The sequence below is a fragment of the Pantoea sp. KPR_PJ genome (genome assembly GCF_041386365.1).
In the GTDB taxonomy this organism is placed as follows: Bacteria; Pseudomonadota; Gammaproteobacteria; order Enterobacterales; family Enterobacteriaceae; genus Pantoea.
Map to the genome: position 1 here is coordinate 173,814 of NZ_JABMIK010000007.1, position 22,489 is coordinate 196,302.

Annotated in this window: 20 protein-coding genes; 11 read left to right on the forward strand and 9 right to left on the reverse strand. The window is 57.6% G+C overall.

The annotated features are described in order from the left end of the window. Positions 1–100 precede the first annotated feature (100 nt). From HP564_RS15540 to yjbE, 3 genes are all read right to left on the reverse strand, one after another. Complete coding sequence (locus tag HP564_RS15540) at positions 101–2,440, reverse strand: Tex family protein (RefSeq protein ID WP_371244525.1); 2,340 nt, start codon at positions 2,438–2,440, stop codon at positions 101–103. 101 nt (positions 2,441–2,541) lie between these two features. Then, the gene (greB, locus tag HP564_RS15545; RefSeq protein WP_371244527.1) at positions 2,542–3,018 is read right to left on the reverse strand and encodes a transcription elongation factor GreB; all 477 of its coding nucleotides are present in this window, start codon (positions 3,016–3,018) and stop codon (positions 2,542–2,544) included. Positions 3,019–3,173: 155 nt separating this feature from the next. Further along, entirely contained in the window at positions 3,174–3,413 is a 240-nt protein-coding gene (gene yjbE, locus HP564_RS15550) for an exopolysaccharide production protein YjbE (RefSeq protein WP_371244529.1), read from the reverse strand. A gap of 529 nt (positions 3,414–3,942) precedes the next feature. On the opposite strand from yjbE, the gene ompR reads away from it, so the two are divergent. Then, positions 3,943–4,662 (forward strand): two-component system response regulator OmpR, encoded by a 720-nt coding sequence (ompR, locus tag HP564_RS15555; protein ID WP_001157751.1) that lies wholly within the window; start codon positions 3,943–3,945, stop codon positions 4,660–4,662. Then, positions 4,659–6,011, forward strand: a complete 1,353-nt coding sequence (gene envZ / locus HP564_RS15560; RefSeq protein WP_371244531.1) for a two-component system sensor histidine kinase EnvZ — start codon at positions 4,659–4,661, stop codon at positions 6,009–6,011. Before ompR ends, envZ begins: the two co-directional genes overlap by 4 nt. Before the next feature lie 33 nt (positions 6,012–6,044). Here envZ and pckA read toward each other — a convergent pair whose 3' ends face one another. From pckA to HP564_RS15585, 5 genes are all read right to left on the reverse strand, one after another. After that, entirely contained in the window at positions 6,045–7,664 is a 1,620-nt protein-coding gene (pckA, locus tag HP564_RS15565) for a phosphoenolpyruvate carboxykinase (ATP) (protein WP_371244533.1), read from the reverse strand. Positions 7,665–7,942: 278 nt separating this feature from the next. Beyond that, positions 7,943–8,815: an Hsp33 family molecular chaperone HslO gene (hslO, locus tag HP564_RS15570; protein ID WP_371244535.1), complete on the reverse strand. Its 873-nt coding sequence runs from the start codon at positions 8,813–8,815 to the stop codon at positions 7,943–7,945. A gap of 25 nt (positions 8,816–8,840) precedes the next feature. Then, positions 8,841–9,242 (reverse strand): ribosome-associated heat shock protein Hsp15, encoded by a 402-nt coding sequence (hslR, locus tag HP564_RS15575; protein WP_371244536.1) that lies wholly within the window; start codon positions 9,240–9,242, stop codon positions 8,841–8,843. Between the two features lie 12 nt (positions 9,243–9,254). After that, complete coding sequence (yrfG, locus tag HP564_RS15580; protein ID WP_371244537.1) at positions 9,255–9,917, reverse strand: GMP/IMP nucleotidase; 663 nt, start codon at positions 9,915–9,917, stop codon at positions 9,255–9,257. 86 nt (positions 9,918–10,003) lie between these two features. After that, complete coding sequence (locus HP564_RS15585; RefSeq protein ID WP_371244538.1) at positions 10,004–12,139, reverse strand: intracellular growth attenuator family protein; 2,136 nt, start codon at positions 12,137–12,139, stop codon at positions 10,004–10,006. A gap of 393 nt (positions 12,140–12,532) precedes the next feature. Between HP564_RS15585 and nudE the strand changes: the two genes are divergently transcribed. After that, entirely contained in the window at positions 12,533–13,099 is a 567-nt protein-coding gene (gene nudE, locus HP564_RS15590; protein WP_371244540.1) for an ADP compounds hydrolase NudE, read from the forward strand. A gap of 61 nt (positions 13,100–13,160) precedes the next feature. Here nudE and mrcA read toward each other — a convergent pair whose 3' ends face one another. Further along, entirely contained in the window at positions 13,161–15,713 is a 2,553-nt protein-coding gene (gene mrcA / locus HP564_RS15595) for a peptidoglycan glycosyltransferase/peptidoglycan DD-transpeptidase MrcA (RefSeq protein ID WP_371244542.1), read from the reverse strand. 117 nt (positions 15,714–15,830) lie between these two features. On the opposite strand from mrcA, the gene pilM reads away from it, so the two are divergent. The 8 genes from pilM to HP564_RS15635 all read left to right on the forward strand — a co-directional run bounded on the left by pilM (position 15,831) and on the right by HP564_RS15635 (position 22,398). Beyond that, a complete protein-coding gene (gene pilM, locus HP564_RS15600) occupies positions 15,831–16,646 on the forward strand; it encodes a type IV pilus biogenesis protein PilM (protein WP_371244544.1) in 816 nt (271 codons plus the stop codon). Next, the gene (locus tag HP564_RS15605) at positions 16,646–17,188 is read left to right on the forward strand and encodes a PilN domain-containing protein (RefSeq protein ID WP_371244546.1); all 543 of its coding nucleotides are present in this window, start codon (positions 16,646–16,648) and stop codon (positions 17,186–17,188) included. Before pilM ends, HP564_RS15605 begins: the two co-directional genes overlap by 1 nt. Positions 17,189–17,228: 40 nt before the next feature. Then, positions 17,229–17,675 carry a hypothetical protein gene (locus tag HP564_RS15610; protein ID WP_371244547.1) on the forward strand — a complete coding sequence of 149 codons (447 nt, stop codon included), beginning with the start codon at positions 17,229–17,231 and terminating at the stop codon, positions 17,673–17,675. Beyond that, positions 17,665–18,063, forward strand: coding sequence for a HofP DNA utilization family protein (locus HP564_RS15615; protein WP_371244549.1), 399 nt, complete (start codon positions 17,665–17,667; stop codon positions 18,061–18,063). The genes HP564_RS15610 and HP564_RS15615 overlap by 11 nt, the downstream gene beginning before the upstream one ends. Continuing rightward, positions 17,993–19,270, forward strand: coding sequence for a DNA uptake porin HofQ (gene hofQ, locus HP564_RS15620; RefSeq protein WP_371244550.1), 1,278 nt, complete (start codon positions 17,993–17,995; stop codon positions 19,268–19,270). The genes HP564_RS15615 and hofQ overlap by 71 nt, the downstream gene beginning before the upstream one ends. 363 nt (positions 19,271–19,633) lie before the next feature. Next, on the forward strand, positions 19,634–20,155 hold the full coding sequence (aroK, locus tag HP564_RS15625; protein WP_033753090.1) for a shikimate kinase AroK: 522 nt from the start codon (positions 19,634–19,636) through the stop codon (positions 20,153–20,155). Positions 20,156–20,193: 38 nt separating this feature from the next. Continuing rightward, positions 20,194–21,282, forward strand: a complete 1,089-nt coding sequence (gene aroB, locus HP564_RS15630) for a 3-dehydroquinate synthase (protein ID WP_371244552.1) — start codon at positions 20,194–20,196, stop codon at positions 21,280–21,282. Between the two features lie 72 nt (positions 21,283–21,354). After that, complete coding sequence (locus tag HP564_RS15635) at positions 21,355–22,398, forward strand: SPOR domain-containing protein (protein ID WP_371244554.1); 1,044 nt, start codon at positions 21,355–21,357, stop codon at positions 22,396–22,398. Positions 22,399–22,489 lie beyond the last annotated feature (91 nt).

The following is a 22,489-nucleotide window of genomic DNA, read 5'->3' on the forward strand; positions in this document are numbered from 1 at the left end:
TTTATGCAGGCGTGTTTTCAGCGTAGCGTTTAGAAGGGGATTTTCAACTTTAGTGAGGGATTACGCGCGCCCGGCCACGAATAAGCAGGGCGCGCAGATCTTAGCGTTTCTTACCAAAGGCCGCAGCCAGCGCGTCACCCATAGCGCTGTTGCCTGCCGGCTGACTGGTCTGGCGCGGACGAGCTTTTGCCCCGCCCGCTGGACGGGCCGTGTCGCGCGGTACACTGCGGCCACTGCCGTTACTGCTGCTGCGTGCGTTGCTGTCGCCAGGCTGTTCATCCAGACGCATGGTCAGCGCGATACGTTTGCGCGGCAGATCGACATCCAGCACTTTCACCTTCACGATATCGCCCGCTTTAACCACCTGATGTGGATCTTCAACAAACTTATCTGACAGCGAAGAGATGTGCACCAGGCCATCCTGATGGACGCCAATATCAACGAAAGCGCCGAAGTTGGTCACGTTAGTCACCGCACCCTCCAGCACCATGCCCGGCATCAAGTCGTTCATGGTTTCCACGCCTTCGGCAAACTGCGCGGTTTTAAACTCCGGGCGCGGATCGCGGCCAGGTTTTTCCAGCTCTTTGATGATGTCAGTCACGGTTGGCAGGCCGAAGCGCTCGTCGGTAAAATCGACCGCCTTCACGCTGCGCAAGGCAGAGGGGTTACCCATCAAATCGCTCAGTGCCTGTTCGGTGGCGGCCAGAATGCGTTCCACCACCGGATAGGCTTCCGGGTGCACCGTTGAGGCATCCAGCGGGTTATCGCCGTGGTTGATACGCAGGAAGCCCGCACACTGCTCAAAGGCTTTCGGGCCGAGGCGGCTGACTTTCAGCAGCTGCTGGCGGTTATTGAAGCGACCATTTTCGTCACGCCAGCTGACAATGTTCTGCGCCATCATGCGCGTCAGGCCGGCCACGCGGGTCAGCAGCGGAACCGAGGCGGTATTGAGATCCACGCCGACAGCGTTAACACAATCCTCAACGACCGCGTCCAGCTTCTTCGCCAGCTGGCTCTGGCTGACGTCATGCTGGTACTGACCCACGCCAATCGATTTGGGATCGATTTTTACCAGCTCCGCCAGCGGGTCCTGCAAACGACGGGCGATAGAGACCGCGCCGCGCAGCGAGACGTCAAGGTTCGGAAACTCCAGCGCCGCCAGCTCAGAGGCGGAATAAACTGACGCACCAGCTTCGCTGACAATCACTTTTTGCGCGGTGATCTGCGGATACTGTTTCTGCACGTCGAGGAAGAAACGCTCGGTCTCGCGTGAGGCGGTACCGTTGCCAATCGCGACCAGCTCAACCTGGTATTTTGCGCACAGGGCCGCCACCACGGTGGCAGCTTTTGCCGCCTGGCCGGTGTGAGGATAAATGGTATCGGTGGCAACCAGCTTACCGGTGGCGTCCACCACCGCAACTTTCACGCCGGTACGCAGGCCGGGATCGAGGCCCATTGTGGCGCGCATCCCCGCCGGGGCCGCCATCAGCAGATCGTGCAGGTTACGGGCGAAAACGTTGATAGCTTCATCTTCCGCCCGCTCGCGTACCGTGCCCATCAGCTCGGTCTCGAGGTGCAGCATGACCTTGATGCGCCAGGTCCAGCTTACAACCGCTTTGCGCCAGTTATCGGCCGGTGCACCATTCAGACGCAAATTGAGGTGTTCAGCGATCAGCGTTTCGCCATAGCTTTCGCGCGGCGGCTCGTCAAACTGCGGATCGGCGTTCAGCGAGAGCTGAAGCACGCCCTCATTGCGGCCGCGCAGCATAGCCAGCGCGCGGTGCGACGGCACGCTGCTCAATGCTTCGTGATGATCAAAGTAGTCACGGAACTTCGCCCCTTCCTGCTCTTTACCTTCCACCACGCGCGAAACCAGATGCGCGTTTTTCCACAGGTAGTCGCGCACTTTTGCCAGCAGCGCCGCATCCTCGGCGAAGCGCTCCATCAGGATATAGCGCGCGCCGTCCAGCGCAGCACGCACGTCGGCAACGCCTTTATCGGCATCCACATACCGGGCGGCCAGCTGCTCAGGATCCTGTGACGCATCCTGCCACAGCGTATTGGCAAGCGGCTCCAGACCCGCTTCAATGGCGATCTGACCCCGGGTGCGGCGTTTGGGTTTATAGGGCAGGTAGAGGTCTTCGAGTTCGGTTTTGCTGAGGGTGGTGGTGATGGCGCTGGCCAGTTCGCTGGTCAGTTTTCCCTGCTCATCAATAGACTTCAGAATCGACTGACGGCGATCTTCAAGTTCGCGCAGGTAGCCCAGGCGCGTCTCAAGCTGACGCAGCTGAGTATCGTCCAGGCCGCCGGTTACCTCTTTACGATAGCGTGCGATAAACGGCACGGTGTTCCCTTCGTCCAGCAGGCGCACGGCAGCTTCTACTTGCTCCGCACGCGCCTGCAGCTCACTGGCAATAATGTGGCTGAGATCTTTCATCATCGATTCTGTCTTGCTTACAGGGTTAAAAAAACAGGGGACAGTTATACGGATTGAAAGGTGAAATTGCCAGCGATGGGGGTGGCTTTAAGCGATATTCTGAATCAGGCATCGGGGTAGGTAATTTCATTGATGTACCAGAGCGCCGGGCCCGCTGGCGTCTCAACGGTGGCCGCATCGCCAGCCTCTTTTTTCAGCAGCGCGCGCGCCATCGGCGAGTCAATAGAGATGTAATCTTTTCGGCCAAAGATCTCGTCGTAGCCAACGATGCGGAAGCGTTTTACCTCACCCTCATCATTCTCGACTTCCACCCAGGCCCCGAAAAAGACTTTGCCATCCTGCTGCGGTGAATAGTCAACGATGCGCAGCGACTCCAGACTTTTTGTCAGATAGCGGACGCGGCGATCGATTTCGCGCAGGCGTTTTTTGTTGTACTGGTAATCGGCGTTTTCGCTGCGATCGCCGAGGCTGGCCGCCCAGGTCACTTTTTTCGTGACTTCGGGACGCTCTTCGCGCCAGAGATAGTCGAGTTCGGCTTTCAGCTTGTTAAAGCCTTCGCGGGTAATCAGTCGGGTTTTCATGCGTATCGACTCAGAAGGGGAGAAACAGGCAGTGTAAAACAAAGCAGGCGCGGCAAAAAAGAGTCGGGGAACAGGTTTTCAACGGTGAAAACCTGATGTTGACTTCCCCGGCGGCGAAACGGGCAGGTACAAAAAAGGGAGAGCAGATGGAATCGTTATTTTCCCGCCACGGTAGCGGTCGTGGTCGAGGATGAGGTGCCTTTATCACCGCCGCCAGCGGTCGCCAGGGCGATACCCAGCAGCGCGGCAACCGCACCTACGCCAATTGCGTTAGAGTTACCCTGCGCGGTAGTCGACGCCTGCGCACCCGCGGCCTCGCCGGTTGCGGTCGCAGCCCAGGCAGGATTAAGACTCAGGGTGGCCAGCGCACCCAGCACTAACAACGTTTTTTTCATTATTGCCATCTCTGTAGTGAAGCGTGTGCAAGCAGTGTGGTGCAATTCACAAAGCGCGGAAAGGTAGCTTTACTGATTGATTTGACGTGTTTTATTTTTAAATGGACTTAATCGTGATGGAAATGGCGCTAATCCGAGAGAAGCCTGCGGCAGGGCGAATTGTTGCTGGAGTTTTATGCTGTTGCGCGATGGCGCGGCGCTCTGCCTGCATGGGGGCGGACCCCAACCGATAGCGCTTAAGCCAAATTGCAGGTTAACTGGTTGATTTGCCGGTTTGATTAATGGCTGGACAGTTTTTACTGCCGACGTTTAGCAGAAAAAAAGGCTGACTTTCAGATTTGCCGGATCGTTTTTAAGCCGGACTAACGGCACGGCATTGTTATTAACACAGCGGCAAAATTAAAGATAAGCTCCTGTTTAATATGCTTTGTAACAATTTCGGCTAGAATATAAACCATTAATGACTGTCGCAGGCAGGCAACTTTTTTAACAATATCGGCTCAGGCAATCGCGCCTTTGGGAGTAGAAAATGCAAGAGAACTACAAAATTCTGGTCGTTGATGACGACATGCGTTTGCGTGCGCTGCTGGAACGTTATCTCACCGAGCAGGGCTTTCAGGTGCGCAGTGTCGCCAATGCCGAGCAGATGGATCGTCTGCTGACCCGTGAATCTTTCCATCTGATGGTGCTGGATCTGATGCTGCCCGGCGAAGATGGCCTGTCAATTTGCCGTCGCCTGCGTAGCCAGAGCAACCCGATGCCGATCATTATGGTGACGGCGAAGGGAGAAGAGGTGGATCGTATTGTCGGGCTGGAGATCGGTGCCGATGACTATATTCCAAAACCTTTTAACCCGCGTGAGCTGCTGGCGCGTATCCGCGCAGTACTGCGTCGTCAGGCGAATGAGCTGCCAGGGGCACCCTCGCAGGAAGAGGCAGTCATCGCCTTCGGCAAATTCAAGCTGAACCTCGGCACGCGTGAAATGTTTCGTGAGGATGAGCCGATGCCGCTTACCAGCGGTGAATTTGCGGTACTGAAAGCGCTGGTCAGCCATCCTCGTGAGCCCCTGTCGCGCGATAAGCTGATGAACCTGGCACGTGGCCGCGAATACAGCGCCATGGAGCGTTCCATTGACGTCCAGATCTCACGCCTGCGCCGCATGGTAGAAGAGGATCCGGCACACCCACGTTATATCCAGACGGTATGGGGTTTAGGCTACGTATTCGTTCCGGACGGTTCTAAAGCATGAGGCGACTGCGCTTCTCGCCTCGCAGTTCATTCGCCCGCACCCTGTTATTGATCGTTACCCTGCTGTTTGTCAGCCTGGTGACGACCTACCTGGTGGTGCTTAACTTTGCCATTCTTCCCAGCCTGCAGCAGTTTAATAAAGTGCTGGCATATGAAGTGCGCATGTTGATGACCGACCGGCTACAGCTGGAAGATGGTACGCAGCTGGAGGTACCGCCTGCGTTTCGTCGCGAAATTTACCGCGAGCTGGGCATCTCCCTGTATACCAACGCGGCGGCTGAAGAGAGCGGGTTGCGCTGGGCGCAGCACTATGAATTCCTTAGCGAACAGATGGGGCAGCAGCTGGGTGGTCCGACCGATGTGCGCGTTGAGGTCAACAAAAACTCGCCCGTCGTCTGGCTGAAAACCTGGCTGTCACCCGATATCTGGGTTCGCGTTCCGCTGACTGAAATTCATCAGGGCGACTTCTCGCCGCTTTTCCGTTATACGCTGGCGATCATGCTGCTGGCAATCGGCGGCGCGTGGCTCTTTATTCGCATCCAGAACCGACCGCTGGTGGATCTTGAACATGCGGCGATACAGGTGGGCAAGGGCATCATTCCGCCGCCGCTGCGCGAATATGGCGCGTCGGAGGTGCGATCGGTGACGCGTGCCTTTAACCAGATGGCCTCGGGCGTCAAGCAACTGGCGGATGACCGAACGCTACTGATGGCAGGCGTCAGTCACGATCTGCGTACCCCACTGACGCGCATCCGTCTGGCAACGGAGATGATGGGCGAAGAGGATGGCTACCTCGCCGAATCGATCAACAAAGATATCGAAGAGTGCAACGCCATTATTGAGCAGTTCATCGATTATCTGCGTACCGGTCAGGAGATTCAGACGGAGCGCGCCGATATCAATAGCGTTCTGGGAGAGGTCGTGGCGGCCGAAAGCGGCTACGAGCGCGAGATTGAGAATGCCGTCATGCCCGAAGAGCTGATACTGAATATCAACCCGCTGTCGATCAAGCGCGCAGTCGCCAACCTGGTGGTTAACGCCGCACGCTACGGCAACGGCTGGATCAAGGTAAGTAGCGGCCGCGAGCTGCATCGCGCCTGGTTTCAGGTTGAGGATGACGGTCCTGGAATTAAGCCGGAACAGCTGGCGCATCTTCTGCAACCCTTTGTACGCGGTGACAGCGCGCGCAGTACCAGCGGAACGGGCCTCGGACTGGCGATTGTGCAGCGTATTATTGATGCGCATCAGGGATCGCTGGAGATTGGAGAGAGCGAGCGCGGAGGATTACGTATTCGCGCCTGGCTGCCGCTGGCCGAGCCCTCAACGGCTGTCAGCGTAGCGCAGAGTTAACAGCAGGGCGCGGCGTGTGCCGCGCCCTGTGATTCAGAGTACCGGGCCGGCCTGCACCAGCGCGGCACCTGCCGCGTTATCGGTATACTTCTCAAAGTTGGTAATAAAACGCTGTGCCAGATCGCGTGCGGCTTCCTGCCACTTCTCTTCGCTCTCCCAGCTGCGACGTGGATCGAGCGTCGCGGCGTCGAGCTGACCCAGCACCGTCGGCACCTGCAGGTTAAAGACTGGCAGCGTTTCTGTTTCAGCGTTGTCCAGCTCACCCGCCAGAATCGCGTTGATGATCGCACGCGTATCTTTCAGCGAAATACGTTTACCGCTGCCGTTCCAGCCGGTGTTAACCAGGTAAGCCTGCGCGCCCGCCGCCTGCATCCGCTTCACCAGAACTTCCGCATACTGCGTCGGGTGCAGCGTCAGAAACGCCGCGCCAAAGCAGGCAGAGAAGGTGGGGGTGGGGGCCGTGACGCCGCGCTCGGTGCCCGCCAGCTTGGCCGTGAAACCCGAGAGGAAGTGATACTGTGTCTGTTCCGGCGTCAGGCGCGATACCGGCGGCAGCACGCCGAAGGCGTCTGCGGTAAGAAAAATGACCTTCTTCGCATGGCCCGCTTTTGACACCGGACGCACAATATTGTCGATATGATCGATCGGGTAAGAGACACGGGTGTTCTCGGTTTTGCTGTCGTCGTCGTAATCAACGCTACCATCTTCACGCACCACCACATTTTCCAGCAGCGCATTACGGCGGATAGCGCGGTAGATTTCCGGCTCGGCCTGCTCAGAGAGTTTGATCGTTTTGGCGTAGCAGCCGCCTTCAAAGTTGAAGACGCCGTCATCGTCCCAGCCGTGCTCGTCGTCGCCAATCAGCTGACGCTCTGGATCGGTAGAGAGTGTGGTTTTGCCGGTGCCGGAGAGGCCAAAAAACACCGCCACATCGCCTGCTTTGCCGACGTTGGCCGAACAGTGCATCGAGGCAATGCCGCGCAGCGGCAGCAGGTAGTTCATGACCGCAAACAGGCCTTTCTTCATTTCGCCACCGTACCAGGTGCCGCCAATCAGCTGCATCCCTTCGGTCAGGTTAAACGCCACAAAGTTTTCTGAGTGCAGACCCTGCGCTTGCCAGTCAGGGTTCGTGCATTTCGCGCCGTTCAGCACCACGAAGTCAGGTTTGAATTCCGCCAGTTCGCTCTCGCTCGGCTGAATAAACATATTTTTGACGAAGTGCGCCTGCCAGGCCACTTCAGTAACAAAGCGAACACTGAGGCGCGAATCGGCGTTGGCACCGCAAAAGGCGTCAACCACAAACAGACGTTTGCCCGAGAGCTGCTTTGTGACGCAGGTTTTCAGCTGCTGCCAGGTTTCTGGCGACAGCGGCTGGTTGTCGTTTTTGCCGGTTCCGCGATCGTTCCACCACAGCGTGTCGCGTGTGGTTTCATCGCGGACAATATATTTGTCTTTGGGCGATCGTCCGGTGAAGATGCCGGTATCGACCGCGACTGCGCCGCTTTGCGTCAGGATGCCGCGCGCATAACCTTCCAGTTCTGGGCGAAGTTCTTCGGTAAACAGCGTATCGAAATCGGGGTTGTGGACCACTTCCGTGGTGCCCTCGATGCCCAAAGCGGCAAGATCTTGCGAAGTCAGGCCGGTAACGCGCATGTGACTGCTCCTTAAGTCGTTTGGTACTGCACAGGCGAATAGTTATAGGTGTCGCACAAACCCCGTCGAACGCTGTCGGGCGGATGCACGATCGCGCGCAGTGTACTCTTCTTAGCCTGTGGGAAAAGCGTTCTCCCTCAGAAATGCGAACCAGGGCGCGTTAAGCAGCAAAAAGCACCGCTTTTGAAACTAAAGTTAGTGGAGAATGGTTATTTTACGTGGGAAATTAAGGGGATAACGCAGAAGGAAAAAGGGCGGCAAAACCGCCCAGAGATAAATCAGTGAATGCTTTCGCTGTTTTCGCTGTCGCTGCCACCTTTACGAATGGCAGCAATATCGACGGCGTCGTAAACGTAGTGCGTGCCGCAGTAGTCACAGTGCATATCGACCTGACCATCTTCTTCCACAATCTCATCTACCTCATGCTGAGGCAGCGTTTTCAGTACTTCACCACAGCGCTCGCGCGAGCAGGTACATTTAAAGCTTACCGTCTGCGGATCAAAGACGGTGGCCTCTTCCTGATGGTAGAGGCGCCACAGCACGTCAGTCGCGGGGAGATCGATCAGCTCTTCGGTCTTCACGGTTTCGGTCAGCGTGGCCAGATGGTTGAAGTCTTCGGTTTCGGTATCCTGTGCGGGCAGCACCTGGAGCAGAATGCCCGCTGCGCCTTTTTCGCTGGTACGAATAAACAGGCGGGTCGGCAACTGCTCAGAGCGCATAAAGTAGTCTTCGAGGCAGGCTGCCAGCGTTTCGCCCTCCAGAGCAACAACGCCCTGATAGCGCTCCCCTTTCTCAGGAGAAATGGTGATCGCCAGATAGCCCGTGCCCACCATGCTTTTCAGCGTGCTGTCGGCCGGGATTTCGCCCTTCACACGCGCCACGCCGCGCAGCTCCTGACGGTTGTTACCATTGATAACCGCCAGCGACAGCGGGCCGTCACCCTGAAGCTGTACGGTAATGTCGCCGTCAAATTTTAGCGTGGCGGTTAACAGGCTGGTCGCCACCAGCAGTTCGCCCAGCAGCGTCTGCACCGGTACCGGATAGTCATGGTTCTTGATAATTTCCTGCCAGGTGTGGCTGACATTCACCAGCTCGCCGCGCACGGCCACATTCTCAAACAGGTAACGATGCAGTTGATCTTGTACAGACATAACGTTTCTCTCGTTGGGGCGAAGCTTATTCGTCGCCCGATAATTTAAATTTCAGCAGATCGCGGCGCTCTTTTTTGTCGGGGCGGCGATCGGGATGCGGCATGGTGAGCGCGTTCATCTTGCGCGCCAGCGCGGTTTTTTCCCTTTTTTCGATGCTGGCGGCGGTTTCGCGGTAAAGCTGCTGCGCCACCTCTGCCGGGCCGCGTTTGTCACTCAGACCGGTTACAATGACGGTGCGCTCGTCGTTGCCCTGGCGCAGCGTCAGCTCTGCCTCCAGCTCAACCAGCTTGCTTGGCTTGCTGCGTTGGCCGTTGTAGTGCACCTTGCCGCCTTCAATCATGTCGCGCGCCAGTGAACGGGTTTTGTAAAAGCGCGCCGCCCACAGCCATTTGTCGAGGCGAACCTCTTCGCTACTTTTCTCTTTCATTGCTGCTCCCGTTTACGCCAGCGCGCTGCACAGGGTGCGAAAATCGCGGACCGCCGCGTGACGCTGGAAGACCTGATCGGGACGCCCGGAGTCGGGGTTGCTGACGCCTAAGCACCAGCCGATGCCCCAGCTTTTTGCCGCGTCGAGAATGGTCTCGTTGTCATCAATAAACAGCGTTCGCGGACGATCAAATCCGGTGTGCTGCTCCACCGCCTGCCACAAGCGCGGGTCCTCTTTCGGATACCCAAAGGTATGGGTGGAAAGCAATAAATCAAGGTGTGGCGCAAGACCTGTCTGCGCCAGTTTGATATCCAGATTGTACGGATGGGCGTTGGTCAGCAGAATGGTGCGTTTTCCTGCCTGACGCAGCGCCTGCAAAAACGGCACGGTATCGTCGCGCATCGTTGCCAGGCTGCGTTTGGCAAAGGTCATGGCACGAATATCCAGCGCCAGCTCCGTTGCCCAGTAGTCCAGACAATACCAGTTTAGCGTATGCGCCACGGCCTGGTACTTTTCCGCAATCAGCGACTCCGCCTCAGCAAGTGTAATATCGCGCGTTTCGCTCAGCGTTAGCGGCACATGCTCCAGCCAGAAATGACGGTCAAAGGCCAGGTCCAGCAGCGTGCCGTCCATATCCAGCAGTACGGTATCAATTTGCGACCAGTTCAGCGTCATCAGGAGGTTCCACAATAAAAAGTGGGCGACAGGGTAGCACAGAACAGTACAGGAGAGAGCAGGGGGCTGCTGGCAGAAGAGCGACGTCAAAACATCGGACGGACGCTCTGCATGGTGCTGAGGTTATGATTAAAGCATTTGTCATAGTATTGCTGAATATTGGCCATACGCTGACGATTGCGGTGAATGCGACGCAGCGCCAGCAAGGCGTTAACCAGCGCACAGGCCAGCAGGATCGTCAGCAGCAGTACGGTACCCAGATGGCGCCACATCGCCATGGCATCCGGCTCGTTGTGCAGGGCGATATGGTGCGTACCGTTAGCATCCACCGACAGGCCAGTAATAATGCCGCTGGCGCTGAACGGGGTATGCAGCAGCATGCCTGAAAGCCGTTGCAGCTCGCGCCACTGTGAAGGCGCATCCAGATCGAACAGAGAGACAGAGGGCTGCGGCTGGTTCACCAGCTGGCGGCCCTCGTCGCTGGCAATCAGGTAACCGCCTGGCGGCGGGCTGTTGAGATTTTCGGCCGCGCGGCGCGTCTCACGAAAAAAGAAGCTGGACGTGGCGGTGCTGACCAGATTTTCCAGCGCCTCCGCACTTACCGGGCGCAGCAGCACGTTCATCCCGCTCAACTGCCCGGAGTCGGCACGGCGTACCAGGGTATCCCAGTCTTTGGCGTTGCCAAGATTAACCAATGCATTTTTGAGCCTGACGCAGTCCTGCGGCTGGCTACAGAGATCCTGCGTTTTCAGCACCAGGTCGGCGAAATCATCCAGCAGAATCATGCCCGATTTCTGAATAGCTGACGCGAGCTGAGGATTAAGTTTGGGATCGGTGTTGGTTTCCGGATGCAGCTGACGCGTGGTCGCCTCCAGCAGCGCCGATGCTTTATCAATGATGTCCGACTGCGGTTGCGGCAGCGGGGAAGCGTTATTCCAGTAGATGGCTGAACAGTCGAACGGCATATAGGCGTAGCTTCGGTTGCTCTGATAATTATCGGGAACGGAGCACATGCCGGTGCCGGTAACCTTTAAAATATCACCGACGTGCAGCGACTGTGCTGCCAGCTGGTCTACCCTGTTCACTTCCAGCGTTTCGGTGCCCTTGATCCAGGCCAGACTGAGCTTCACAGGCATGCTAAGGGGGATCCAGCTAACCAGCAGCGCCATCACCAGCAGCGAGCCACAGGCCAGCACCACGTTTTTGCGCCAGCGCTGAATAGGGAAGTTGCGCACCTCATCCTGCAGGGACAGGAAGCGGCCCTGTCGTACTACCTGCCGGTTCAGATAGATTTCAACGTCGGTAGTTTGTCCCAGGTCGTGCGCCACGTAAGGTAGCCAGTGCGGCGGATAGGCAAGATCGATAATACCCAGCGTGATATTGCTCTGTTCCTGGTTCGATTCGCCAAACAGACCCCAGCGCTTGGGGGCACCGCGCAGACAGTGAATATCGCGCATGCGTTTCTGACTGGGAATGTGAAACAGTGACCAGGTGCCGACCCCAATCATGGCGCATCCCAGCAGCACCAGCCAGAGCATGAAACTGGTGGGTACCAGCAGGCTGATAAAAAACAGCAAAAAGGCGAACGTGATGGTGACGGCTTCACGCGTGCCGTCCGGACGCGTCAGCTGGTACTCTTCCAGCGTTTCTTTGCGCACCTGCAACAGCTCAACGTTTTCGCTCTCTTCTTTGCGAATTGAGGCGTTAGTCGAACCGGGGCGCACCAGCGTGGGCAGCGACGGCTGGTCCGTGCCGTAATTAACCAGTGAGTGACCATTGAGGGAAATCACCAGTGGAATGGTCTGGGTACGGATCAGCTCAACGTAATTTTCATCGTTGATGTACTGTTCCCAGTGCGGGGGCAGATGCACTTCCACTTCGTCGAGGTAGTAGCGCCACTTGTGCGGATCGTCGGTTGACAGGCCATAGCGGGTAATGGCGCGTGTTACCGGATAGACATTGTTGCTCTGGGCAGTGAGCGTGAGATTATCATAGAGCGCATGTTTTTCGCCGGGCACAGCAAGGCGTGACGGTCTCGCAAGCGAGGCGACATATTTCTCCACCGCGCGGCGTTCGTCGTCGGTGAGTTTGCGGCAAGGTGGACTGATAAAGGGCAGCGGTTTCGCCAACGGCGGACGTCGCCGCATTGCATACCAGAAGCCAATACCTGCCAAACCTGAGCAGGCCAGCACGATGAATAATAAAATGAGGATTGTGCTCATGCTTTGCTCAATTCAGCCAAAATCCCGCCTTCACGTTGGACGTATGCTCCCAGATAGAACTGTTATTTAAGACAATTTTGGCGGGAATTAACCACTCTGACAAGTGAAATGCCGGAGGAAATAACGCGCAAAATCATTAAATTAGAAAATATTTCAGCATGCCTTGCGCGAATGTTAACTAGCAAAAACTGAATTAAACATCGGTCTTTTCTGAATTTTAACGGATGACGTTGACTTATGGCAAAAAGGTTAGCGGCTATAACAATGCATTGTTACCGTTCTGCACGAGGGTGTGCGAGGATAAGCCGCTAAACTCGCTGTCGCACAAACGCTTTTGGTCAGGTAAGCTGACGTGTTCCCGGCATCGCACGGCGTTGAAAGTCTGAGGCTGATATGAAAAACCCGTTAATAAAACCCGACATCCTCAATGTAGAAACGGTGGCACGCTCGCGGTTATTTACCGTCGAATCGGTCGATCTCGCCTTCAGTAATGGCGCACGACGCGTTTATGAGCGCATGAAGCCGTCCGAACGCGAGGCGGTAATGATTGTGCCCATTATCGATAATCAGGTCGTGCTGATTCAGGAGTATGCGGTTGGGCTGGAAACCTACGAGCTGGGTTTTCCTAAAGGACTGATTGATCCTGGCGAAACGGTATTTGAAGCGGCGAACCGTGAGCTGAAAGAAGAGGTGGGCCTGGGAGCCGAAAAGCTGGAGTTTCTCAGCAAGCTCACCATGGCACCGTCCTACTTTTCCAGCAAAATGAACATTGTGGTGGCCGAAGGGCTCTATCCTGAGCGGCTGGAAGGTGATGAGCCAGAGCCGCTCATTGAGCATCGCTGGCCGCTCGACAAGCTGCTGGCGCTGTTGCAGGAGCCCGACTTTCGCGAGGCACGTAACGTCAGCGCGCTGTTCCTGGTACGTGAATGGCTGGTGCAGCAGGGCAGACTTAGCTACTGAGCCGCACACACCCAGTAAAAAGGCCGACAGTAGTGTCGGCCTTTTACGTTGTTATCACGAATTAAAACAGCTCGTGGCTCTCACCGTTATCCATAATGGTGGTGCCGACGTCGTGCACGGAATATTCCGTTGGCTGCGTGCCGTTAATAAAATATTCCTGGCGCGTATTGCCGCCGCCGTTCGCCAGCTTGCCGGTGCTGCGGTCGATGGTTACCGTAACGACACCCTCCGGCGGCGTCAGCGGCTGCACCGGTACACCGTCCAGCGCGCTTTTCATATAATCATCCCAGGCGGGCTGTGCGCTCTTCGCGCCGCCTTCGTAGCCGGAAATCTGGTCGGGAATCGCGCCCGACAGCGTGCTGCGACCAAGATCGCGGCGTGCATCGTCAAAGCCGATCCATACGGTTGTTACCACGCCAGGACCGTAACCTGAGAACCAGGCATCTTTCGAGCTGTTGGTGGTACCGGTTTTGCCGCCAATATCGTTGCGCTTCAAATCGCGTGAGGCACGCCAGCCCGTGCCCATCCAGCCGGGTTCACCAAAGACGTTGGAATTCAGCGCGCTTTTGATCAAAAACGACAGCGGTGTGTTGATGACGTGCGGCGCATACGCCTGTGTGCTGTCTGCCTGCGGCTGGGCAGGTACCTGCTCCAGGGCAGGCTGCGGCGCAGGCTGGTTCTGGTTTTGATCGGAGGTGGCAACGTTCTCGACGCTCTCTTCGTTAAGCGCCAGCGCTTTGCGGGTATCGCCATAAATCACCGGCAAATTGCACTGCGGGCAGGCGATACGCGGCTTCGCTTCAAAAAGCGTGTCACCTTTCTCGTTCTCAATTTTGCTGATGAAGTAGGGGTCAACCAGGAAGCCGCCGTTTGCCATCACCGAATAGCCACGCGCGACCTGCAGCGGGGTAAAGGAGGCCGCGCCCAGCGCCAGCGATTCAGTATGCACGATGTTCTGCGCCGGAAAACCGAAGCGTTGCAGATACTCTGCCGCATAATCGACACCCATCGCACGCATGGCGCGCACCATCACCACGTTTTTCGACTGGCCCAGACCCTGACGCAGACGAATCGGACCGTCATAGGTGGGCGGCGAGTTTTTAGGTCGCCAGTCGGCCCCTGCACCCGCGTCCCAGCGAGAGATCGGGACGTCGTTCAGGATAGACGCCAGCGTCAGACCGCGATCCATCGCTGCGGTATAGAGGAATGGCTTAATATTGGATCCGACCTGACGCAGCGCCTGCGTTGCACGGTTAAACATGCTCTGGTTAAAGTCGAAGCCGCCCACCAGCGCGCGTACCGCACCGGTCTGCGGATCGAGTGAGACCAGCGCCGAGTTAACGTCTGGCACCTGTGCCAGCCACCAGGCGTTGTCGACTTTACGCACCCAAATCTGCTGGCCCGTCTGGATCACCTGCGACACGCTTCTCGGCGTCGCGCCCTGTACCGTATCGGATTTGAACGGACGGGCCCAGCGCACGCCTGCGAGGCCCAGCGACACGCTGGAGCCATCTTTGAGCAGAGCGGTGGCTTCGTCACTGCTGACCTGGGTCACCACGGCGGGCAACAGCGGTCCGTAAGCCGGCAGTGGCTTCAGCGCTTTCAGGATCTGCTCCTGGCTCCACGCCTGCTCGCCGACTTTCCACAGCACGCTGGTGGGGCCGCGGTAGCCGTGACGCATATCGTAGGCCAGCACATTATTGCGTACCGCGTCCTGGGCTGCCTGTTGCAGGCGGCGCGTAACGGTGGTGTAAACCTTATAGCCATCGTTGTAAGCGCCATCGCCGTATCGCTTCACCATCTCCTGGCGTACCATTTCCGTCAGATAAGGTGAAGAGAAGGCAATTTCCGGACCGTGATAGTTCGCAACCAGCGGGGTATTACGCGCCTCATCATACTGTTGCTGGGTGATGTAGTGCTGGTCCAGCATACGCGCCAGCACCACATTGCGGCGAGCCAGCGCACGGCTGTGGGAATAGAGAGGGTTAAAGGTCGATGGTGCTTTAGGCAGGCCAGCGATCATCGCCATTTCGCTCAGCGAAAGCTGATCGACGGGTTTACCGAAATAAACCTGCGCGGCGGCACCGACGCCATAAGCGCGGTAGCCAAGGTAGATTTTGTTCAGGTAAAGCTCAAGGATCTCATCTTTATTCAGCAGTTGCTCAATGCGAATAGCAAGAAACGCCTCCTTGATTTTACGCATCAGCGTGCGCTCAGGACTCAGGAAGAAGTTACGCGCCAGCTGCTGAGTAATGGTACTCGCGCCTTGCGAAGCATGGCCTGACACCAGCGCAATGCTGGCCGCGCGGAAAATGCCGACCGGATCGACGCCGTGGTGCTCATAGAAACGGCTGTCTTCCGTTGCAATGAAAGCCTTGATCATCTCTGGCGGCATTTGCTCAAGAGTAAGCGGGATACGGCGTTTTTCCCCGTACTGGGCGATCAGTTCGCCATCCGCGCTGTACACCTGCATGGGCGTTTGCAGACGTACATCTTTCAGCGTGTTTACGTCCGGCAGCTGCGGCTCTATGTATTTGTACAGACCATAAATCGAGCCAGCTCCCAGCAAGATGCAACACACTGCAAGGATTAATAAATACTTTACGAACTTCACCTGGAATTTCCCATCTGTTGTCGTTTGGGCAGTTTATAAACAACCGCGCGGTAGTATAAAGGCAAGCCAGACGCTTTGATACGTCCTTTTACCCCTGTAGATAAGGAGATCGCGCGCATGGCTTTTCAGACATGGCAAGTCGGACTGGATATTCAGAATACGCAGCTCTGTGCCCTCGCTATTCAACGTCGTCGTGACGGCTGGCAGCTGCGTCGCTGGTGGCAGCAAGGGCTGCCGAAAGATACGTTAAGAAACGGCATGCTGCAATCTTCGCCTGCGTTACAGGCGGCGCTGTGTAAGCTGCAACAGCAGCTGCCGCAACGCTACTCGCTGCGCGTCGGGCTGCCTGCCCAGCTGGTATTGCAGCGGCCGCTGACCCTGCCAGCGCAGCATTTACAGGAGCCAGCACTGGGGCGCTACGTGACAGCCGCCGCGCAGCGGCTTTTTCCGGTTGACGCGGACGTGCTGGCGCTGGACTACCGCGCCAGCGATCGGGAGAATCAGCTCTGTGTCACCGCTGCCCGGCGGGAAGCGATAGCTCAGTGGCTGACGCCGTTGCAGCAAAGCGGCCTGCAACCTGCCGTTTTTGAGCTGACGACGCATGCGCTGGCGCTGACGGCCCAACTGGGCGGTCTGGAAGAAGGTGCTGCCCTGCTGTTACATCAGGATACGCACTGGCTCTGGTATAGCCGCACCAGCAACGTCCCTGTTGGTTATGCCGATTGCGCGATCGCGCCCGAGACGCTGGCGCAGCGCTGTTTCCCGTCGGCCAGCGTGCGCTATGGCTGTGTACCGGCGCATATTGCCTTGCCAGATACCTTCACGCCTTTCTCACCGCTCAGCCTGTTTGCCTGCCGGCAGCCGCCGCTGCCGCAGCAGGAAGCCCCCTTTTGTATTGCCGCTGGGCTGGCGCTGCGTCCGGAGGACAGCTGATGGTTGCGGTAAATCTACTGCCGTGGCGCGATGCGCGCCTGCAGCGCAAGCGGCGCATCAGCACTACCTTTGCCTGCGTCATGCTCGTGCTCTTGCTGCTCTCGATGGCGCTACAGCTGTGGCGGCTTGAGCGTGGCAGCCAGCAGCTACAGGCCGCGGAGCGGCAGGCGCGTGACGCGCTGACGGCGATTGAGCAGCGGCTCAGTCATCAGCAGGCGCTACACCAGCAGCTGCTGGCCCGACAGGCAGCGCGACGGCTGACGCAGTACCATACCGACCGTCTGATACGCTGGCATCAGTTCTGGCAGCTGCTTCCGTCATTGCTGCCGGATCGCCTCTGGCTACTGCGTATAGAAAAATCATCTGCACAGCTGCGCATAGAGGGCGGGGCGCAAGACATGCAGGCAATACGCGAATTTCGTCAGCAGTTGAAAGCGCTACCGCTGTTTAGCGCGGTGATGCAGGGCAGCGTGCAGCGGCAGCAGGATGGTCTTTATCATTTCGCGCTGCGTGCGCAAACCCGCGAATCTGACAGTGAATAACCTGCTGGATGTGTGGCTGCACCTGTCGCTGCGCAGGCAAATGACGTTTACAACGACGGCGCTGGCGATGATGGCACTCGCGCTATGGCTGATGCTGATTCAGCCCCGGCGGCTGGCGCAGCAGAGGGTGCATGCTGAGGTGAGCCTGCTTGAGCACGCTTATCAGCATCAGCTAATGCAGCTCAGGGCGCTGCCTGCCGAGACACAAATGCATGCACAGCTTGCTGAGCTGGCGCGTGCGCCCAGTCTCTCCACGCGCAGCGCACGACTTGAGGCGTTACTGGCAGCACGCGGTCATCAGCTGGAGAAATGGCAGCCGGAAGCAGAGCCGCGAATGCTGACGCTACAGCTGGCCTGGCCGCAGTTCCAGCCACTGTTTGCGGAACTGGCACAGGCGGCTACCCCTTTCCCCTCCCGCTTTTTGCTGGAGGCGGAGCAGGGGCGGTTACGGGTCAGTGTCTGGCTGGAGAAACAGGATGCGCGCTGAACTCATCATGCTCTGGTTTATCACCGCCAGCCTTTGTGCCGCTCCACGCGATCCTTTCCAGCCTGCAGCGCAAAGCCTGTGTGAGGCACCTCCTGCCGTGCTGACCGGCTGGCGGCTGCAGGGGGTGCTGGGACGCGAGCCTGGACTCCGTGCCAGGCTGGTTTCGCCACAAAACGCGGTATTGACAATTGCACCCACAGAACCCGTCGCACTACCGGGCTGGCAATTAAGTGCGATTGATCGGCGCAGCCTGACGCTGAGGACGCGCAGCGGCTGTGCACCCCAGTCCACCACCTTCTCATTAAAAGGAAGCGTTTATGCTCAGGATGGCTCTCTTTCTGCTGGCGTGTATCTGCCTGCCGCCCGCCTTCGCCAGGGACAACGATAATCAGCGGCTTAGCCTGAATTTTGATGACGCGCCGGTCGAACAGATCCTTCAGGCGCTGGCAGAGTATCAGCACGTCAATCTGCTCATCGCGCCGGGCGTTAAGGGTCGGCTTTCGCTTCGGCTCGACGATCTTCCCTGGCGGCAGGCGGTGTCGCTGGTCACGCGGCTTGCCGACCTTAAGGTAGTGGAAGAGGAAAATGTACTACTGGTTTATCCCGGTAGCTGGCAACAGCAAAAGCAGCAGGCAGAGCGTGCAGAGCACGCGGCCCGCGAACAGCAACAGCCGCTGGCACTGCGAAACGTGACGCTGCACTACGCCAGTGCCGAAGAGGTGTTTCGCAGCCTGCAAGGTGAGCGACAAACCCTGATGACGCCGCGCGGCAGCGTGACGCTGGACGCACGTGCTAACGCGCTGCTGCTGCGTGATACGCCGGCAGCGCTTGATGATGCTGAACGCTGGCTGCGGGCGCTGGATGTGCCGCTTGAGCAGGTAGAACTGGCGGCACAGATTGTCACCATCAGCGAAGAGACATTGCGTGAGCTTGGCGTGAACTGGACCCTCTCTTCTGGTTCAGACGCAGCAACGGCAGCGCTACGCAATCCACGAATGGCAATTCCCCTGGCGGTCAGCTCACCGGGAATGAGCGCAGGCGTCACGCTGGCGCGCGTTGGCGGCCGCCTGCTGGATCTGGAGCTGAGCGCGCTGGAGCAGGAGAACCAGGTGGATATTATTGCCAGCCCACGCCTGTTCACCTCGCATCAGCAAAAAGCGACGATCAAGCAGGGCAGTGAAATTCCCTATGAGGTCTCAGCAGGCACCAGTGGCGCCACGACCATTGAGTTTAAAGAGGCAGTATTAGGAATGGAGGTGACGCCCAGGGTGCTGGGCAACGGCCGTATTCAACTGAAAATTCGTATCAGCCAGAACGTGCCGGGCCGCATTGTCGAAAGCGGTGACAGCAGCGCGCTGTCAATTGATAAACAGGAGATCGAAACACAGGTCACGGTAAAAGATGGCGAGACGCTGGCGCTGGGCGGTATTTTCCAGCAGCAGCGCAGCCAGGGGGAAAACCGTGTTCCGGTGCTCGGCAATATTCCGCTACTGGGCGCATTGTTTCGCCACCAGACCGCCGAAAATAAAAAACGCGAGCTGGTTATCTTTATTACGCCTCGATTGGTCAGGGAAGCAGCGCTTACGTCCGGATAAACCGGAAAATACGTTCCGTGGTGCCAACTGCGTTGACGCAGGGCAGGAATTAGCTTACAAGGTTTAGCGATTTTTAGAACGCTGTAACCGTCCCGACGGCGCGTATCCGTCAGGGTCAGATATCTCTTCTCTTAAGGCGGCGCGTAAAAGCGCAGCGCTAATGCGCATCGTTTCGCATATCGCACACCGGCCCCGCAAGAGGAATGCCGGGGGGCGATTTATTCGGTTGCCAAACGCCCTTGAGTGTTGAGATAATTTTTCATCTGACTCTTGCTAACGCTCATGAGGTCTCAGTTCCTGTCCCGCCAGCTAGTTAGCTGCACGCGGGGTATCATCAACGAATTCTTAGTAATACCGACAAAAATGGCAGAGAAACGCAATATCTTTCTGGTTGGGCCGATGGGTGCCGGCAAAAGCACTATTGGTCGTCAGTTAGCTCAGCAACTCAATATGGAATTTTTCGATTCCGATCAGGAAATTGAGCGACGTACCGGAGCGGATGTGGGCTGGGTATTTGACGTCGAGGGCGAAGCTGGATTTCGTGACCGCGAAGAAAAAATCATCAACGAACTGACCGAAAAGCAGGGCATTGTCCTGGCAACTGGCGGTGGTTCCGTTAAATCCCGTGAAACACGCAATCGTCTCTCCGCCCGCGGCGTGGTGGTCTATCTTGAAACCACTATTGAGAAACAGCTGGCACGCACGCAGCGCGATAAAAAGCGCCCGCTGTTGCAGGTCGATTCCCCACCGCGCGAAGTGCTTGAAGCGCTGGCTGGCGAGCGTAATCCGCTCTATGAAGAGATCGCGGATGTCACCATTCGTACTGACGATCAAAGTGCTAAAGTGGTGGCTAACCAGATTATCCACATGTTGGAAAAAAACTGATCCCATGCCGAAAGGCTCAGTAACAGGTATCGAGCATCATGGAGAAGATCACTGTTTCACTGGGAGAGCGTAGCTATCCCATTACCATCGCCGCCGGACTGTTCAAGGATCCGGCTTCTTTTTGGCCGCTAAAAGCGGGCGATAATGCGATGCTGGTCACTAACCAGACGCTGGCTCCGCTCTATCTTGAGCGCCTGTCGGCGTTGCTGACGGCAGCGGGCGTCAAGGTGGATCAGGTGATTTTACCCGACGGCGAACAATACAAAACGCTCGCCGTGATGGATGACGTCTTTACCGCGTTACTCAAAAAACCACACGGTCGCGACACCACGCTGATTGCGTTGGGTGGCGGCGTGATTGGCGATCTTACCGGCTTTGCTGCCGCCAGCTATCAGCGCGGCGTGCGCTTTATTCAGGTGCCCACCACGCTGCTGTCGCAGGTCGATTCGTCGGTCGGCGGTAAAACGGCGGTAAACCATCCGTCCGGCAAAAACATGATTGGCGCGTTTTATCAGCCTGCTTCGGTGATTATTGACACCGACTGTCTGCGTACGCTGCCACCTCGTGAACTGGCATCAGGCCTGGCAGAAGTGATTAAGTACGGCATCATTCTGGATGGCGACTTCTTTAGCTGGCTGGAGCAAAATCTTGATGCGCTACTGGCGCTGGATGAACAGGCAATCGCCTGGTGCATTCGCCGCTGTTGCGAGCTTAAAGCAGAGGTTGTCGCTGCGGATGAGCATGAGCACGGCCAGCGTGCGCTGCTGAATCTGGGGCATACCTTTGGCCACGCCATTGAGACGCATATGGGCTACGGCAACTGGCTGCATGGCGAGGCTGTCGCGGCGGGTATGGTGATGGCGGCGCGTACGGCGCAGCGGCTGGGCCAGTTCAGCGAGGCGGATACGCGACGCATTATCGCGCTGTTGCAGCGTGCGGGTTTGCCCGTGCAGGGACCGGAAAGCATGACGGCAGACACCTATTTGCCACATATGCTGCGCGATAAAAAAGTGCTGGCTGGTGAACTGCGTCTGGTGCTACCGCTGGCAATAGGCCGTGCCGAAGTGCGCAGCGGCGTGGCGCATGATATGGTGCTGGCTGCGATTAACGACTGTCTAAAACCCTGAACAAAAGCAGTTAAGTGGTGACGCGGCGCGCGGGGTGCGCATGGCCGAATGCCGCTTTACGGAGGAGGCAAAATGGATGAGTTTAAACCGGAAGATGAGTTAAAACCTGACGCCAGCGACCGCCGTCCATCGCGCCCGCGTAAGACGTCTTCTGCACCCAAAGTGCCGGTTTCGCGCCAGCATATGATGATGGGCATCGGCATTCTGGTCCTGCTTTTGCTGGTACTCGGCATTGGTTCGGCGCTGAAAGGCCCGGATGAAAGCAAGCCGAGCGCGGGTAACAGTGCGAATAATGCACCGGCTTCTACTGCCAGCAATGGCGGTGAAAAGAGCATCGACCTCTCCGGTTCAACGGCCATGAGCGGTGGACAGAGTGCGCCGACAGAAAACGCGCCAGCAGGCACGGCCCCGGCCGACAGCAATGCGCCGCGCGATGTTTCTATGCCGCCCGTTTCTTCTACCCCGACTCAGGCAGCCCCCGTTGATACGCCAGCTAATCAGCAGCGCGTAACGTTACCCGGCGATCTCAACAGCGCGCTGAGCAATCAGCAGCAGCAGGTTGATAATGCCGCGCAAAGTGGCAGTTCACTGCCCACCGCACCGGCCACCGTCAGCGGTAGCGCAGGCAACAGCAGCAGCAACGCTATCACAGCGCCTGCGGCGACGCGCCCGACGGCCCCTCGCACCACTGCTCCGACGCACACGTCTCGCGAACCCGCACACAAAAACAGCGCTGCGGCCAAATCTTCTGGCAGCGAAAGCCGTACGCACACGACGCCAGCGCGTCCGGCCATCAGCGGCTCGACAGGTAGCCGTGCGACAGCCAGTAGCGGCGCAGCCTCCAGCAAGCCGCTGCCGGCGGGTAACTATACGCTTCAGCTAAGCGGCGCTTCGCGCGAGGAGAGCCTGAACGCCTGGGCCAGAAAGCAAAATCTCAGCAACTATCACGTTTATAAAACCACGCGCAACGGCCAGCCGTGGTACGTGCTGGTCAGTGGATCTTACGCCAGCTCGGCAGAGGCCCGACGCGCAGTGGCCTCGCTACCCGCCGAAGTCCGTGCGCAAAACCCCTGGGTGAAGCCCGTAAGCCAGGTTAAGAAAGAAGCCAGCCAGTAAACTATGTGGGGCCGGTTAATCCGGCCCCGTTGATAAGCGCCGTTCTGCTGTCGGTCCGCCACAGCTCCACAATAAGATGTATAACCACGAC